This is a genomic window from Clostridium porci (assembly GCF_009696375.1).
Classification (GTDB): Bacteria; Bacillota; Clostridia; order Lachnospirales; family Lachnospiraceae; genus Enterocloster; species Enterocloster porci.
The window spans coordinates 23,442-38,220 of the sequence record NZ_VUMD01000001.1; the positions used below are offsets into that span (position 1 = coordinate 23,442).

The 14,779-nt window shown below is 47.7% G+C and carries 11 protein-coding genes and 2 other RNA genes; 11 read left to right on the forward strand and 2 right to left on the reverse strand.

Annotated elements, in window-relative coordinates:
• Positions 1-12 precede the first annotated feature (12 nt).
• From rpoD to FYJ39_RS00150, 10 genes are all read left to right on the forward strand, one after another.
• Positions 13-1,134, forward strand: a complete 1,122-nt coding sequence (gene rpoD, locus FYJ39_RS00105) for an RNA polymerase sigma factor RpoD (protein ID WP_154470453.1) — start codon at positions 13-15, stop codon at positions 1,132-1,134.
• Positions 1,124-1,903, forward strand: a complete 780-nt coding sequence (locus FYJ39_RS00110) for a tRNA (adenine(22)-N(1))-methyltransferase (protein WP_154470454.1) — start codon at positions 1,124-1,126, stop codon at positions 1,901-1,903. The genes rpoD and FYJ39_RS00110 overlap by 11 nt, the downstream gene beginning before the upstream one ends.
• Entirely contained in the window at positions 1,890-2,699 is an 810-nt protein-coding gene (locus FYJ39_RS00115; protein ID WP_154470455.1) for a Nif3-like dinuclear metal center hexameric protein, read from the forward strand. The genes FYJ39_RS00110 and FYJ39_RS00115 overlap by 14 nt, the downstream gene beginning before the upstream one ends.
• Before the next feature lie 80 nt (positions 2,700-2,779).
• The gene (locus FYJ39_RS00120) at positions 2,780-4,432 is read left to right on the forward strand and encodes a nucleoside kinase (protein ID WP_154470816.1); all 1,653 of its coding nucleotides are present in this window, start codon (positions 2,780-2,782) and stop codon (positions 4,430-4,432) included.
• Between the two features lie 180 nt (positions 4,433-4,612).
• Entirely contained in the window at positions 4,613-5,677 is a 1,065-nt protein-coding gene (locus tag FYJ39_RS00125; RefSeq protein WP_154470456.1) for a lysylphosphatidylglycerol synthase transmembrane domain-containing protein, read from the forward strand.
• Positions 5,678-5,749: 72 nt separating this feature from the next.
• An RNA gene (rnpB, locus tag FYJ39_RS00130) (RNase P RNA component class A) lies at positions 5,750-6,108 on the forward strand.
• Between the two features lie 240 nt (positions 6,109-6,348).
• Entirely contained in the window at positions 6,349-7,209 is an 861-nt protein-coding gene (locus FYJ39_RS00135; RefSeq protein WP_154470457.1) for a patatin-like phospholipase family protein, read from the forward strand.
• A gap of 308 nt (positions 7,210-7,517) precedes the next feature.
• Entirely contained in the window at positions 7,518-9,206 is a 1,689-nt protein-coding gene (locus FYJ39_RS00140) for a DEAD/DEAH box helicase (RefSeq protein WP_154470458.1), read from the forward strand.
• Positions 9,207-9,336: 130 nt separating this feature from the next.
• A non-coding RNA gene (gene ssrS, locus FYJ39_RS00145) (6S RNA) lies at positions 9,337-9,513 on the forward strand.
• 71 nt (positions 9,514-9,584) lie between these two features.
• The gene (locus FYJ39_RS00150) at positions 9,585-11,873 is read left to right on the forward strand and encodes a SpoIID/LytB domain-containing protein (protein ID WP_154470459.1); all 2,289 of its coding nucleotides are present in this window, start codon (positions 9,585-9,587) and stop codon (positions 11,871-11,873) included.
• Between the two features lie 110 nt (positions 11,874-11,983).
• On the opposite strand, the gene FYJ39_RS00155 is transcribed toward FYJ39_RS00150, so the two are convergent.
• Positions 11,984-12,718 (reverse strand): 3D domain-containing protein, encoded by a 735-nt coding sequence (locus FYJ39_RS00155; RefSeq protein WP_154470460.1) that lies wholly within the window; start codon positions 12,716-12,718, stop codon positions 11,984-11,986.
• 463 nt (positions 12,719-13,181) lie between these two features.
• Here FYJ39_RS00155 and FYJ39_RS00160 point away from each other — a divergent pair, with 463 nt between their 5' ends.
• Positions 13,182-13,895 carry a phage head-tail adapter protein gene (locus FYJ39_RS00160; RefSeq protein ID WP_154470461.1) on the forward strand — a complete coding sequence of 238 codons (714 nt, stop codon included), beginning with the start codon at positions 13,182-13,184 and terminating at the stop codon, positions 13,893-13,895.
• On the opposite strand, the gene FYJ39_RS00165 is transcribed toward FYJ39_RS00160, so the two are convergent.
• Positions 13,862-14,419 (reverse strand): 3D domain-containing protein, encoded by a 558-nt coding sequence (locus FYJ39_RS00165; protein WP_154470462.1) that lies wholly within the window; start codon positions 14,417-14,419, stop codon positions 13,862-13,864. The two genes, FYJ39_RS00160 and FYJ39_RS00165, sit on opposite strands and share 34 nt — an antisense overlap.
• Positions 14,420-14,779: the final 360 nt, after the last annotated feature.

Sequence of the window (14,779 nt, forward strand, 5' to 3'; positions counted from 1 at the left end):
GATGGACCAGATATGGAAGGGACAACAGTATTTGAGGAGAAAATGGCAGCATTGCTGAAGGAAGCCAGGAAAAGAAAAAACGTTCTGGAATACAGGGAGATTATAAGCAGCTTCGGCAAGGAGCAGCCTACCAGCGACCAGATGGATTTGCTGTTTGATTTCCTGGATCAGAACAAGGTGGATGTGCTCCGGTCAGATGCCGAAGGAGATTTAGACCCTGAGCTGTTTTTGGATGAGGATCTGGAGGAGGAAGAGGAGATCGATGTGGAGCATCTGGATCTTTCTGTGCCGGAGGGAATCAGTCTTGAGGATCCGGTCCGCATGTATCTGAAGGAAATCGGAAAGATTCCCCTGCTCTCTACTGAGGAGGAGATTGAGCTGGCAAAGAAGATGGAGCTGGGCGATAAGGATGCTCAGAAGCGTCTGGCTGAGTCTAACCTGCGTCTGGTGGTAAGCATAGCTAAGCGGTATGTGGGCCGCGGCATGCAGTTTCTGGATTTGATTCAGGAGGGCAATCTGGGGCTCATTAAGGCAGTGGAGAAGTTTGATTATACAAAGGGCTACAAGTTCAGCACCTATGCTACCTGGTGGATCCGCCAGGCCATTACCAGAGCCATCGCGGATCAGGCCAGGACCATTCGGATTCCCGTCCATATGGTCGAAACTATTAACCGTTTGGTCCGTACCTCCCGCCAGCTGCTTCAGGAGCTGGGCAGGGAGCCAACCACAGAGGAGATAGCAGCCAGGCTGGAGATGCCGGTGGAGCGAGTAGCTGAGATCATGAAAATGTCTCAGGAGCCAGTTTCCCTGGAAACGCCCATCGGAGAGGAGGAGGACAGCCATCTGGTAGACTTTATACAGGATGACAATGTGCTGATACCCCAGGACGCCGCTGCCTTTACCCTTCTTCATGAACAGCTGATGGAGGTGCTTTTAACCCTTACGGATCGAGAGCAGAAGGTACTCAGGCTGCGGTTCGGCCTGGATGACGGCCGCCCAAGAACGCTGGAGGAAGTGGGACGGCAGTTTAAGGTAACCAGAGAGCGAATCCGTCAGATAGAGGCCAAGGCGCTGCGGAAGCTGCGCCATCCCAGCAGAAGCAAAAAATTGAAGGATTATCTGGATGAATCATAAAAAGATGAAAGCGAATGAAAAAGAGGGCTGCCAGGGAATTGTCAAGCTGTCCCGGCGGCTGAGGAAGGTTGCAGACTTTGTAAAGCCAGGAAGCCGGATTGCAGATATCGGCACAGACCATGGATATGTGCCGGTGTATCTGGCACAGACGGGAAAAATACGATCGGCTCTGGCTATGGATGTAAGAACGGGTCCTCTGGAGAGGGCAAGGGAGCATATACGGCAGTATGAGGAATGGGCTGCCAGGAATGTCAAAAGGCCGTGTCCTGTAAAGACCAGGCTAAGCGACGGCTTAAAGGAGCTAAAGCCCGGCGAGGCAGATACCGTTATTATGGCAGGCATGGGGGGTGAGCTGGAAATCCGTATTCTGGATCAGGGCCGCCATATGTGGGACAGCGTGAGCCATTGGCTCCTCTCGCCTCATTCGGAGCTGGAGCAGGTAAGACGTTACCTGGAGGCCAACGGCTTTGTGATACTGGACGAGGCCATGGTTAAGGAAGAAGGCAAATTCTATACTGTTATCAGCGCGGGACGGGGGCATATGAGGTATGAGCGTCAAATCGAATATCTATATGGGGCCAGGCTGATGGAGAAAAGGGACTTGGTTCTTAAGGAGTACTTGGACAAGGAAATGCACAGGATAAAGGGAATATACAATGGCCTTAAGAGCGACGGGTCAGAACCAATGACAGAGGGGCAGTCCAGAGCCTGTAAGGCTCTGGAACAGGAGCTGCTATGGATAAAGGAGGCACAGGATGAAATGCGTTGAGATAATCGATCTTCTCCAGGGGCTGGCGCCTGAGGAATGGGCTTGTGAATGGGATAATCCAGGATTGCTGGCAGGCAGAAGCGATAAAGAGGTTAAGAAAATTTATATTGCCCTGGATGCCACTGATCAGGTGATCGAGGCGGCTGTACAGGCCGGGGCGGATATGCTTCTGACCCATCACCCCCTTATTTTTAAGCCAATAAAAAAGGTCAATGATCAGAATTTTATTACAAAACGTCTGGTCAGGCTGATTCAGGCAGATATTTCTTATTATGCCATGCATACCAATTTTGATGCTGCTCCCGGCTGTATGGCCGACCTTGGGGCAGAGCGCTTAGGACTTAAAAGCTGTGTGCCCTTAGAGCTTTTTGGGGAGGTGGAAGCAGGGGGACAGGCTATTTCCTATGGAATCGGAAAGACAGGGCTTCTTGATGCTCCTGTGACCCTAAGAACGTTAGCGGCCCAGGTAAAGAAAGCCTTTGGCCTTCCCTTTGTGGTGGTATACGGGCAGCAGCTTTTGGATGAGGTGGTGGAACGGATTTCCATTTGTCCCGGAGCGGGGGGCAGTGAAATAGAAAGAGCCCTTGCAAACGGTTCCCATGCGCTGGTGACGGGAGATATTAGCCATCACCAGGGAATTGACTGTGCTGCGAGAGGGATGGCGATTATAGACGGAGGCCATTATGGGCTGGAGCATGTATTTATTTCATACATGGCAGAGTATTTAGAGGGAAAGCTTGGGGGACAGGTAGAGATATTGGAGGAGCCGCCTGCATGGCCGGCTGTTATTATGTAACGCCGGAAAGTTCCTGGCTGGTTCAGTGCTGGAGAAAACAGGAAAGAAGCAAGGGTTATAATATAGGGAGGCTGATTAAAATGGCACAGGTAATGATAGGCAGCGAGGTGAGATCGTATCCGGAAGGGACAGCCTGGCTTAAGGTGGCTGAGGAGTATCAGCCTCAATATGAGAATGACATTCTGCTGGTGCGTGTAAATGGCAAGCTTCAGGAGCTTCACAAGCATGTGAAGGATTGTGAACTGCGGTTTATCACAGCCAGGGATAAGCCTGGACATTCCGCTTATCAGAGAAGCTTGTCACTTATGATGCTTAAGGCGTTCTACTCGGTAGCAGGCGCTGATAATGTGGAGCAGGTTTTGTTTGATTTTTCCCTGGGCAGAGGTTTTTTTGTGGAGGTAAGAGGAAACGTTACGGTAGACCAGGGGCTTCTGGGCCAGGTGAAGGCAAAGATGCTGGAGTATGTAAAGCGTAAGATTCCCATTATGAAGCGCAGCATATCTACGGATGATGCGGTTGATCTGTTTCAGAAGCATAAGATGTATGATAAGGCAAGGCTGTTTCATTACCGCCGGGTATCCAGAGTAAATGTATATAGCATTGACGGGTTTGAAGATTACTACTACGGGTATATGGTTCAGAATACGAAGTATCTCAGGTATTTCGACCTGCTGCCCTTCCAATATGGATTCCTTCTGGTATTCCCGGATATTGACTCCCCCAGAAAGATACAGGAGTTTGTGCCCCAGGAGAAGCTGTTTGCTACTATGGCCGAATCAACAGAGTGGGGCAGGAGAATGGGCCTGGAAACTGTAGGCGCCCTGAATGACAGGATTTCCCAGGGAGATATGGCCCACATGATCCTGATTCAGGAGGCTCTTCAGGAAAAGAAGATAGCGGAGATAGCAGCTATGATAGCAGCCAGGAAGGACGCGAAATTCGTGATGATTGCGGGGCCTTCCTCATCTGGCAAGACGACATTTTCCCACCGTCTGTCAGTGCAGCTGGAGGCGATCGGCTTAAAGCCTCATCCCATCGCGGTTGATAATTACTTTGTAAACCGGGTGGACAGTCCGAGAGATGAGCAGGGAAACTATAATTATGAGGCGCTGGAGTCTTTGGATGTTGCGTGCTTTAACAGGGATATGACGGCTCTTCTGGCAGGGGAGAGGGTAGAGCTTCCCTATTATAACTTCAAGAAGGGCGTGCGGGAATATAAGGGGAATTTCCTTAAGCTGGGCACAGAGGATATTCTGGTGATTGAGGGAATTCATTGCCTGAACGATCGATTAAGCCATTCTCTTCCCAAGGAGAGTAAGTTTAAAATATACATCAGCGCCCTGACCCAGCTCAACATTGACGAGCACAACCGGATACCGACTACAGACGGACGGCTGATTCGGCGGATGGTCAGGGATGCCAGAACCAGAGGCTCCTCGGCCCAGGAAACGATAAAAATGTGGCCTTCTGTGAGGAAGGGAGAGGAGGAAAATATTTTTCCCTTTCAGGAAGAAGCAGATGCCATGTTTAATTCAGCTCTGATCTATGAACTGGCTGTGCTGAAGCAGTATGCAGAGCCTTTATTGTTCAGCATACCAAAGGAATCAGACGAATATATAGAGGCTAAGCGGCTTTTGAAATTTTTGGACTATTTTATTGGCGTCAGCAGTGAGGATATTCCTAAGAATTCCATTCTCCGGGAATTTATAGGAGGAAGCTGTCTGGACGTCTGACGGAAATCGAAAGCGGAACACAAGGGGCAGCTGAGGCTGTCCCTCGTTGCTGTTTCAGGGAAGCTTAATAGAATTATTTTAAAAAGATCCATAGATCTTAATAATTTGGCGGTATAATAGATCCGGCTGCAATCATGTAGCCTGATCCATCAAACCTATGACAAGGGAAGGAAGCTTAAGATGAAACGAAAGAGGATGAAGAGGAGGGAAATGCTTATTGGGCTTTGTGGGATTATCCTTCTGTCCTGGGTTACCTTCCATGTGCTGTTTAAAAACCATTCTATAGAGGCCCTGAAGGAAGCGTTGCAAAGGTCCGAGCTTTGGCTTTTGCTGCCAGGGCTTGGTTGTATGCTTTTGTTTGTCAACTGCGAGGCTGCAAATATACGTATGCTGATGAGAACCTTCAGTCGGAGCGTTCCCTACAGGCGTTCCCTGTCCTATGCCTTTGCTGGCTTTTATTTCAGCGCCATTACCCCTTCAGCTACCGGAGGACAGCCCATGCAGCTTTATTATATGACAAGAGATGGGCTGGGCTTTGCTCAGAGCTCCTTCACTCTTTTGGCTGTAACCGCAGTTTATCAGATGACAATTCTGATCTATGGCAGTATTGCGGCCCTTTTAAACCTGTCTCTGTGCATGAGCCAGGGGAAGCTGATGCAATGTCTGCTGCTGATGGGGATTTTAGTAAATGGATGCTGCTCCGGGCTGATTCTTCTTACCATATTAAACAGCCTGCTGGCTAAGCGCCTGATTCGGGCTCTGATTGGTTTTCTGTGTAAGATTAAGCTTATGAGGAACAAAAGAAAAGCCGAGCGGAAGCTGGAGGAGATAATCAATGAGTATAGCAGAGGCGGCGCGTACCTGAGAAAGTATCCTCTTGTAATAGCGAGAATGTTTTTATATACAACAATTCAGCTAAGCGGCCTTTATCTGGTGCCGTATTTTGCGGGACTGGCTTTGGGCCTGGATGTATGTCCAGGCAGATTTTTGGCCCTGCAGGCTATTTTAAGCCTGGCGGTGACTGCAGTGCCTTTGCCTGGCTCTGTAGGAGCCTCGGAAGGGGCGTTTATGGCCTTATACGGGCCGGCGCTGGGGGCCGGCCTGTCATTTTCCGTACTGGTGCTGGGCAGAGGCATCAGCTTTTACGGGATGCTGGCTGTCAGCGGTGTGATTACGGCAGCCCTTCAATTCAGAGGAAAGCCGGGCTTACCTACTGGACAACCGCCCCATTCTGTGCTAGAATAGAGCAGGCTTTCATATTTATTTTGCTGTCTGCCTTGTATTTATGGAAGTGGATATGATGCGGCGTTTAGGTTAGGAGTAGGACAGATGGTCGCTGCTGCGATACCGAGAGGCCGCAGGAGAGGAAAGTCCGGGCTTCACAGGGCAGGGTGCCAGATAACGTCTGGCGGAGGTGACTCCAGGGACAGTGCAACAGAAATATACCGCCTTTTACGGCCAGTCCGTAGGAGGTAAGGGTGGAAGGGCAGTGTAAGAGACTACCGCCCGTCTGGTAACAGGCGGGGCATATGTAAACCCCATCCGAAGCAAGACCAAACAGGAAGCATATGGCGGCCCGTCAGCTTCCGGGTAGGTTGCTTGAGACTGCCGGCGACGGCAGCCCTAGATAGATGACCATCCAATGACATAACCCGGCTTACCGTCCTGCTCATTAACGTTAACCTGCATATTATAATATGGCAGAGAAAAAGAGATATGATTCCGCTATCGATGATGGCTGGGATGATACCTCTTTTTTGCTATTTTCCGGCTGGAAAGACGGTTTCCCCAATTTCAAATCCCATCCCTTTAACAAAGAGAAATAATACGCATAGTCATAATGAGGGATAAGATGCGGCACTCCACAGGCGTTTTTACATACCGTATAGTAAATATTGTAGCAACAGGAGAAGCATATGAATTACGGATTAGCCCTGTCTGGGGGAGGAACCAGAGGAGCGGCCCATGTGGGAGTGCTGAAAGCGTTGTCAGAGGCGGATATGCTTCCGGATACAGTGGCAGGCGCCAGCGCAGGAAGTGTGGTGGCAGGCTTATTTGCTTCCGGTCTGTCGATGGAGGAACTGGAGACGGCAGTGATGCATTTGTCAAAGAGAGGCGCTGAATATCTAGATCCGGATTATGGAGGAATCGTAGAGCTTGTGCCCCAGCTCCTGACTGGAAGGCCCGTGAGCCTGTCCGGGTTTTTAAAGGGAAACCGGCTTCTGAATTATTTTTGCAGGCTTACAGGGAGAAAACAGTTAGATGAGGCGGTGGTGAAGCTGGTGATTCCTGCGGTAGATTTAATAAGCGGCAATACCATCTGCTTTACCAATATGGAGCACGTGACGGCTGTGGAGCACGTGCGCTGGGAGTGGGAGGCATACCTTTGTGAAGCGATGATGGCCAGCTCCAGCGTTCCTGCGGTTTTTGCGCCCAGACGACTGAGAAATTACCTGCTTGCAGACGGAGGAATTACGAATAATCTTCCAGGAAGGCTGCTGAAAGCGGCAGGTGCGGAGCGGATCATTGAGGTGGATATCGGGGGCTCTTACCAAGGACTCACTGACAATTCCATCACAGAGGTGATTTCCCATTCCTTTTCGATTATGAGCACACGGCTGAAGGAATGTGGTTCCCAAGGTGAGGCTTTGCTTTTGACGCCACCGCTAAGTCCCAGGGCCGGGCTGCTTACCTTTGACCGGATGGAAGAGTGTATGGAGATCGGATACCGGTATACGAAGAACATGCTGCCGCGCCTAATTGAAGCGTTGTCATGAGCAGCCTTCCGGCATTTTCACAAGAATTTTGGGGAAAATAGAGGAAATTTCTACTGTACCATTCATTGACAGGTTTTTTGATTTCTGTTATAGTTAAATACCGTAGGAAGCGAGAGGATGTAAGGCCGCGACGTGCCTGGCAGTCTCTCGTTTTTTGTGTAAAAAGGGAACTAAGGCCAGGAGTGTCCGGCGGTAATGTGGGGAAATGCACAAGGCGGCCTGCCGCAAGGTCCCCAATAGCCCAGAAGCTGTGCTGGAAATACATCTTTGCGGGCGGCGGCCGATGAAGAAAGGAAATTATCAGATTTATGGAGACAGTGAAGTTTGACGAGCTACAATTAGACGAGCGTATGATTCGGGCTATTACAGAGATGGGATTTGAGGAGGCTTCTCCGATCCAGGCACAGGCTATACCGGTGGTTCTGGAGGGACGGGATATCATTGGTCAGGCCCAGACCGGAACAGGTAAGACAGCGGCCTTTGGTTTGCCCCTTCTCCAGAAGGTGAACCCAAAGGTGAAGAAGCTGCAGGCTATCGTGCTTCTTCCTACCAGGGAGCTGGCTATCCAGGTGGCGGAGGAAATGCGCCGGTTTTCTAAATTTATGCATGGCATTAAGGTACTGCCAGTCTATGGAGGGCAGGATATTGTGAAGCAGATTCGTTCCTTAAAGGACGGAACTCAGATTGTGGTAGGCACGCCTGGACGTGTGATGGATCATATGCGCCGGAAGACGGTGAAGGTGGATTATGTTCACACGGTTGTTTTGGATGAGGCGGATGAAATGCTGAATATGGGATTTTTGGAGGATATGGAAACGATTTTAAGCCAGCTTCCAGAGCAGCGGCAAACTCTTATGTTTTCTGCCACTATGCCTCAGGCCATTGCGGATATCGCAAGGAGGTTCCAGAATTCTCCTGTTACGGTACGTGTGATTAAGAAGGAACTGACAGTTCCAAAGGTGACGCAGTATTACTATGAGGTGAAGCCAAAGAACAAGGTGGAGGTAATGTGCCGTATTCTAGATATGTATGCACCTAAGCTTTCCATTGCCTTTTGCAATACTAAGAGACAGGTGGACGAGCTGGTTCAGGCTCTTCAGGGCAGAGGCTATTTTGCCGAAGGGCTCCACGGAGATTTAAAGCAGATTCAGAGAGACAGAGTTATGAATGGCTTTCGCAACGGCCGTACGGAGATTCTGGTTGCTACGGATGTGGCTGCAAGAGGAATTGATGTGGGTGATGTGGAGGCAGTGTTTAATTATGATGTGCCTCAGGATGATGAGTATTATGTACACAGAATCGGACGTACCGGAAGAGCCGGACGTGAGGGAAAGGCCTTCAGCCTGGTAGTAGGGAGAGAGGTTTATAAGCTTCGGGATATACAGAGGTACTGTAAAACGAAGATTATTCCGCAGGCGATTCCTTCTCTGAATGATATCACTGAGATTAAGGTGGAAAAGATTCTGGATCAGGTAGCAGAGGTACTGGAGGACAGCGACCTGTCCAAGATGGTAACTATTATTGAGAAGAAGCTGCTGGAGGAGGATTATACCTCGCTGGATTTAGCGGCAGCCCTTCTTAAGATGGCAATGGGTGAGGATAACGAGGATATTATTGATTGCTCCGTACAGCCCCGCTCTCTGGACGAACTGGGCAGCTACGGACAGAGAGGAAGAAGCAGAGGCTGCGACCGGGGAGGCTATGGCCGCAGCAGCCGCAGAGGTTCTGCGGATTATGGGATGGGTGAAGAAACCATGTCAAGGCTTTTTATTAATATCGGCAAGGCACAGAGAGTAACTCCGGGAGATATTCTGGGCGCTGTGGCAGGAGAATCTGGTATACCAGGTCGCATGGTGGGAAGCATAGATATGTACGACGGCTATACCTTTGTGGATGTGCCGGGAAGGTATGCGGAGGCGGTGCTCAAGGCTATGGCTCATGCGAAGATAAAAGGAAAGAGCGTTCATGTGGAAAAGGCAAATAATAACCGCAGATAGCTCCATAAAGAATCTCCGGCGGGGAAGCAGCCTGCCGGGGGAGTTTTCATTTCCATAAATATTCAGAAAAAATTTCTTGAAAAAGAGAGATGATTGGGGTATAATAACACCATAAAAGATATATGTCTGTAACTACCTGGAATGTTCGATATTCTTACCAATTTTGAACCTACATTAGACAACAGGGATTCCAATATTTTCAGGCGGATGTCAGGCCTCCATTGAGTGGAAGGCAGATGTCTGAGTGAGGTTGCCCACCTAGCTTTGCTAGGCGTCAATAAGTAAGAGACGGCATTTTGGGGCTACAGATGATAAAAGCAGCGGTTGCCCGCTGCTTTACTTTGTTATGCCTATTGCTACAGGAGCGGATGTAAAAGTATGAAAAACAGAATGATTGCATGGGTGACGGGAGTTGTATCCATTGTTATTATACTGATGGTGATCATTGTGGCGATTGAGCCTCCTAAGGACGGCATTACCAGGGCCCAGGCTTTTAAGGCTCTGGCTTTGTCCCTGATCTCTAAGGAAGATTGTGAAAAGAAGGAAGAGGAGAGGGGAAGCTCTTATTTTTCTGCCAAGGAGAAGGATAACTGGTTTGTGAAATATATGGATTTCCTTTATGAGGAGCAGTATCTGAACGAAGAGCTAAGCGTTCCCACTCTGGCATCGGCTCAGGGATTTCTTACATATGGAGAGGCTGCCTTTATAGCAGGCAGAATATCCGGAAGGCTGAAACGCCAGGTGGGAGCCACAAAATACAATCGTGATAGTGTTTATCCGCAGGAGGAATGGTGGGAGCTTTATGATGGTATTTTACAGGAAACCGATCCGGAAGGCTTGGTTCGGATGGTGGAGGGAGTGCTCTATGGAACACCCTCTAATCTTCCCCAGGCTAATAGCTGGACCGCCTACACAACAGAGGGAAATTATGGCTTTCAGGGTCTGGCTTTAGATGCCTATCTGGACTGTAAGATACGGTTTCTGGCCAGAGAAGGCGAGATGATTGCCATGCGGGAGCTGGTATCAGAGGATGTGGTTTATGAAAATGTCTGGCTGACACAGAAAGATGCTGGTTATTTTAAAGCGTACTTGGGTACCTCATACCGGGAATTTCCGATGAATGACACTATGGAGAACAGTCAGGATATGGTGAATCTTCTTGCAGATCTTCATATGGAAAAAGGTAAGCTTACAAAAATAACGATGAAAAAAGACCGCATCAGAGGCAAGGTTTTGTCTGTAACAGACAATGCCATTGAAATTGAGGGCTACGGCGAGGTTCCTCTGGCTGACAACTTTCATGTATATAAGGCTTACGGAGATTTTAAGGTGATGACTGCCGGGGATATTCTGGTAGGTTATGATCTTCAGGAATTTGTGACAGCAGAGGGAAGGTTGTGCGCGGCCCTTTTGGAGCGGGAGTTTGATGCCAAGACAATCCGCGTGCTTCTTATGGACTCAGAGTTTAAGAGCGTATTTCACCCCAATGCAGACCTGGTGCTTGGCAGCCCGGCTGTGATGAAATATGAAACTTCCGGGGGAAAGACGGAGAGCGAGCATTTGGAGGCTGGCACGGAGCTGCTCATTGCACCGGAAGACGACAGGCTTCAGTATGGGCGTATTACAATTACGCCTGATAAAGAGGATGGCATAACGATCCGTTCCATTAAGCGGAGTAATGGAACACCCTCCTACAGCGGCAGTCTGGAAATCAAAGCGGAGGACGGCGGGCTGGTGCTGGTCAACGATCTCTATCTGGAGGAATATCTGACTAAGGTAGTGCCCAGTGAGATGCCGGCCTCCTATGAGATGGAAGCTCTAAAGGCCCAGGCTGTCTGCGCCAGAACCTATGCCTACCGGCAGATACAGGGAAATGCCTACAGCCAATATGGCGCCCATGTGGATGACAGCATTAATTTTCAGGTTTATAACAATGCCGATACCAATGAGCGTACCGGCCGGGCTGTGAAGGAGACCTATGGAAAAATGCTCATATGTGAGGGAAAACCCATCAATGCATTTTACTACTCCACCTCCTGCGGACACACTACGGACGGAAGCGTATGGGGAGAAGGCGGAGCCAGCCTCCCATACCTTAAGGCAAGGGAAATAAAGAGTGGGGGAAACGTGCTGGATGAGGATGACAATGAAAGCTTTGACGCATTTATCAGGGGAGACGATCCGGCCGCCTATGAATCCCCCTGTCCTATGTTCCGCTGGGAGACGGATATCAGTGCAGGAATGGTGAATGCCCAGCTAAATACTGTGGGCGTGGTGCAGGATCTGGTCATAACCGAGCGCGGTCCTGGCGGGATTGCCAGTGTTCTTAAGGTAGTAGGATCTGATGGAACCGATTACATAAAAGGGCAGAGTGCGATTCGGTCCGCCCTTGGCAATAGGGAGCTGGTGATTCAAAAGAAGGACGGAAACAGCATGAAGGGCAGTCCTACCCTGCCTAGCGCATTTATTTCGGTGGAGAAGCGGGTGTCAGGGGAGGGAGAGGTGTCCTTCCATATTTATGGAGGCGGATATGGTCATGGTGTGGGCATGAGCCAGAACGGTGCCCAGAAAATGGCTAAGGAAGGCATGGATTATGCATCTATTTTAAGCTTTTTTTATCAAGGTACGGAGCTTATGGAGGTATCCGGGGATGCAGCTTCTGAGTAAAGGCATTTTGTACACCAATGGAAGCTTGAACGCAATATAGAAGGAACGGATCTAGCGGTTGCTTCATCCCTGTTCCAGTGGATGAGGCAAATGGTTTACATCCGGCGGATTCACGACTGCACCAGATAAACCTCCGTGTTCTGCACGCCATGCTGCTTTGTCTCGCTGTGGGTATCGAAGAAAATATCAATGTGATTTCCTTTCACACCGCCTCCCTTGTCCTCGGCGGTATAGATGATTCCGTTGATCATAATCCGGGAGCCGTAAGGAATAACCTTGGGGTCTACGGCGATTGTGTGGTTGGAGGCAGCGATCGCTCCTGTGCTGGTGTGGCGGCCCCAGCCTTCAGAACAGCTTTTGCAGGGGCAATAGCCTGTAGTTTTAAATACCCCCAGCGGAATCAGCTTCAGGTCTTCTGGGGGCTGCTTTTGCTGGCTTACATCCGTATCTGCGTTTCCATTTGTGTAGGTGCGGGTGTTGGAAAACCTTCTGCTTCCTACGGTTCCCTCTACCAGGTATATCCCTTCGGGATAGCTTGTCCAGTCGATGTTAATTGTAAAGCCGTGGCAGCCGTTGCCCATATTCTGATCATAAAGGCTCTGCCTGTATTCTCCAGCGGAAACCACCTCCCTGAACATTACCTCTCCTGTATGCTTATTCGTGATGACGACCTGTACATTTAAAGCTGCATCGGCTTTGTCGCTGTTGTAGGCCCAGCCGGTGATAGCAGCTGCATCCACGGTTTCAAAGCGCCCCTTTGAAACTGCTGCAAAGGATGTAAATGCAGCTGCTGCTAGTAAGCTAAAGGTGAAAAAGGTTCCGGTTACTATGTGCCTGAATTTCATTTCTTTAATCCTCCTAATACTCAAATTATGCTTGACATATTTAATTAACACATAATAAATAATATGTAACATTTTTGTAATATATGAGTAATAAACACAGTTTTAACATAGATTTTTTTCTGTGTCAAGTCGCTAAGCTTGGCAGATGCGTTTTTGACCTATGGTTATAGTTTTTTGAAATTAAAAATAGATAGGAAATCGGAAATGTCCGCATAAATACAGTATCTACCAGCAAAACAACTAAAGAAAAAAGAAGAAAATTACAACGAAATTACAACAAATGAAAGAGCCTTATGTAACGACTTATAGAGAGTTATACAAAGTTATGGAGGAACGGCACTTGAAACAGAGTGTCTTTTTCTATGCAGTGTAACAGCATTCAAAAGCAGAAAAGAAATGACGATATTGAAGTATCATGGTATAATGCGCATAAAGATAAATTGGAATTGAGAGGGAATTGAATATGAATAAGGAATGGTCTGAACTTAATAAAACAATGCAGGCACAAATAAAAAAGAAAGATACTTATAGGATGGGTATTGATACTTTACTTAGTTTACGAAGTCAGTTAATGCAAACCTTAGTATCTTTCAAAGAGGAATTATGCAGAGAAGCTTTTAACTCAATCCCCTTCATAAACGCTGATGGTTATCATAGTAAGACGATTGCTTATTCTATTTGGCATATTTTCCGCATTGAAGATATAGTTGTGCATACAGTGATAAATGAAGATGAACAAGTATTTTTTGCAGGCAATTATCAAGAGCGTATCAATTCACCCATCATTACAACAGGAAATGAACTCATTAAACAGCAGATTGCAGACTTTTCAAAACAGCTTAATCTGGAAGAATTATATTCATATATTTTTGAAGTACGGGAAAGCACTGAGAAAATGCTTGAACGGTTATCTTATGATGAATTGAAAAGAAAAATACCGGAAGAAAGAAAAGGATACTTAGAATCGTTGAATGTAGTAAACGACAATGAAAAAGCAATTTGGCTGATTGATTATTGGTGTAATAAAGATATTCGTGGACTAATTCAAATGCCGTTTTCAAGACATTGGATTATGCACACAGAAGCCTGTTTGCGTATAAAAAACTGCCGGATAAGATCTTCCGGCAGTTTCAAACTATCTGGCTATTCCTGTACTAAAAAAACTTCTGCGTTATAGGTGCCTTTGGCAACCGCTTCCTCGTGTGTGCTGTAAAAAATATCAAGAATATTGCCGTTTACAGAGGAGCCTTTGTCCTCAACGGTGTATACGGTTCCGTTTACTTTTAGCTTAGTGCCCAGAGGGTATCTGGATAAATCAGCGGAAACGGTGTGGTTAGGAGCAGGTACAGTGCCGGAGTACGTAAGATTGTGGCCTCCGGAACATTGTTCGCAGTTGCAGTAACCGGTTATTTTGAAGATGCCGAGAGAAATCTCCTTCGGCTTTTCCGGCTCAGGTTCCTTTTTTTCAATTCCAGGCCCGGCATCGACATACCCGCTGTCTGAAGGGGAGACGGGAGCTGGATTGCTTTGATCAGAAAAGCTGACTTTTGAATGTTCGTCTTTAGGCTGTTCTTCTGACACTGCTTCCACGGCAGTTACCGCTTGTCCTGCGGCCCCCTCAGCGAAGGCTGGAAATAGGTTCATAGCGCTGACCGCAGTAATGGAAGCAATCAGAAACACCTTCCTTATCATTTGATGCATACAATTACCTCGCAATCTGTTTCAGTTGTTGTGGTCTTATATGACTTCTGGACAGTTTATATTATATTACAAAATTGTTAATTGTCAAGAACTAATGGTTAAGGTTTTGTTACAAACCTATAAAATATCCGGCGAGAAGGTTATAAAAAAGTAATTTTTGAGCTTTGAAAGCACAAAAATTTCAAAACTATCGTAAAGTGGAAGGAAGAGAGGTACGGATGATCCGGTTTTTTGATTCGCTTAGGATTGAGCTAATAGAAATTCACGAAAAGAATTTGGAATTATCTATTGACAAATCAAATCAGAAGGAATATATTATGAAATGTAGATATTAGCACTCTGGAGCATTGAGTGCTAATA

What these genes read in the sequence shown, in the direction of transcription:
- rpoD (WP_154470453.1), top strand. Translation starts at nt 13, where the DNA reads ATGGAAGGGACAACAGTATTTGAGGAGAAAATGGCAGCATTGCTGAAG.
- FYJ39_RS00110 (WP_154470454.1), top strand. Translation starts at nt 1,124, where the DNA reads ATGAATCATAAAAAGATGAAAGCGAATGAAAAAGAGGGCTGCCAGGGA.
- FYJ39_RS00115 (WP_154470455.1), top strand. Translation starts at nt 1,890, where the DNA reads ATGAAATGCGTTGAGATAATCGATCTTCTCCAGGGGCTGGCGCCTGAG.
- FYJ39_RS00120 (WP_154470816.1), top strand. Translation starts at nt 2,780, where the DNA reads ATGGCACAGGTAATGATAGGCAGCGAGGTGAGATCGTATCCGGAAGGG.
- FYJ39_RS00125 (WP_154470456.1), top strand. Translation starts at nt 4,613, where the DNA reads ATGAAACGAAAGAGGATGAAGAGGAGGGAAATGCTTATTGGGCTTTGT.
- FYJ39_RS00135 (WP_154470457.1), top strand. Translation starts at nt 6,349, where the DNA reads ATGAATTACGGATTAGCCCTGTCTGGGGGAGGAACCAGAGGAGCGGCC.
- FYJ39_RS00140 (WP_154470458.1), top strand. Translation starts at nt 7,518, where the DNA reads ATGGAGACAGTGAAGTTTGACGAGCTACAATTAGACGAGCGTATGATT.
- FYJ39_RS00150 (WP_154470459.1), top strand. Translation starts at nt 9,585, where the DNA reads ATGAAAAACAGAATGATTGCATGGGTGACGGGAGTTGTATCCATTGTT.
- FYJ39_RS00155 (WP_154470460.1), bottom strand. Translation starts at nt 12,718, where the DNA reads ATGAAATTCAGGCACATAGTAACCGGAACCTTTTTCACCTTTAGCTTA.
- FYJ39_RS00160 (WP_154470461.1), top strand. Translation starts at nt 13,182, where the DNA reads ATGAATAAGGAATGGTCTGAACTTAATAAAACAATGCAGGCACAAATA.
- FYJ39_RS00165 (WP_154470462.1), bottom strand. Translation starts at nt 14,419, where the DNA reads ATGCATCAAATGATAAGGAAGGTGTTTCTGATTGCTTCCATTACTGCG.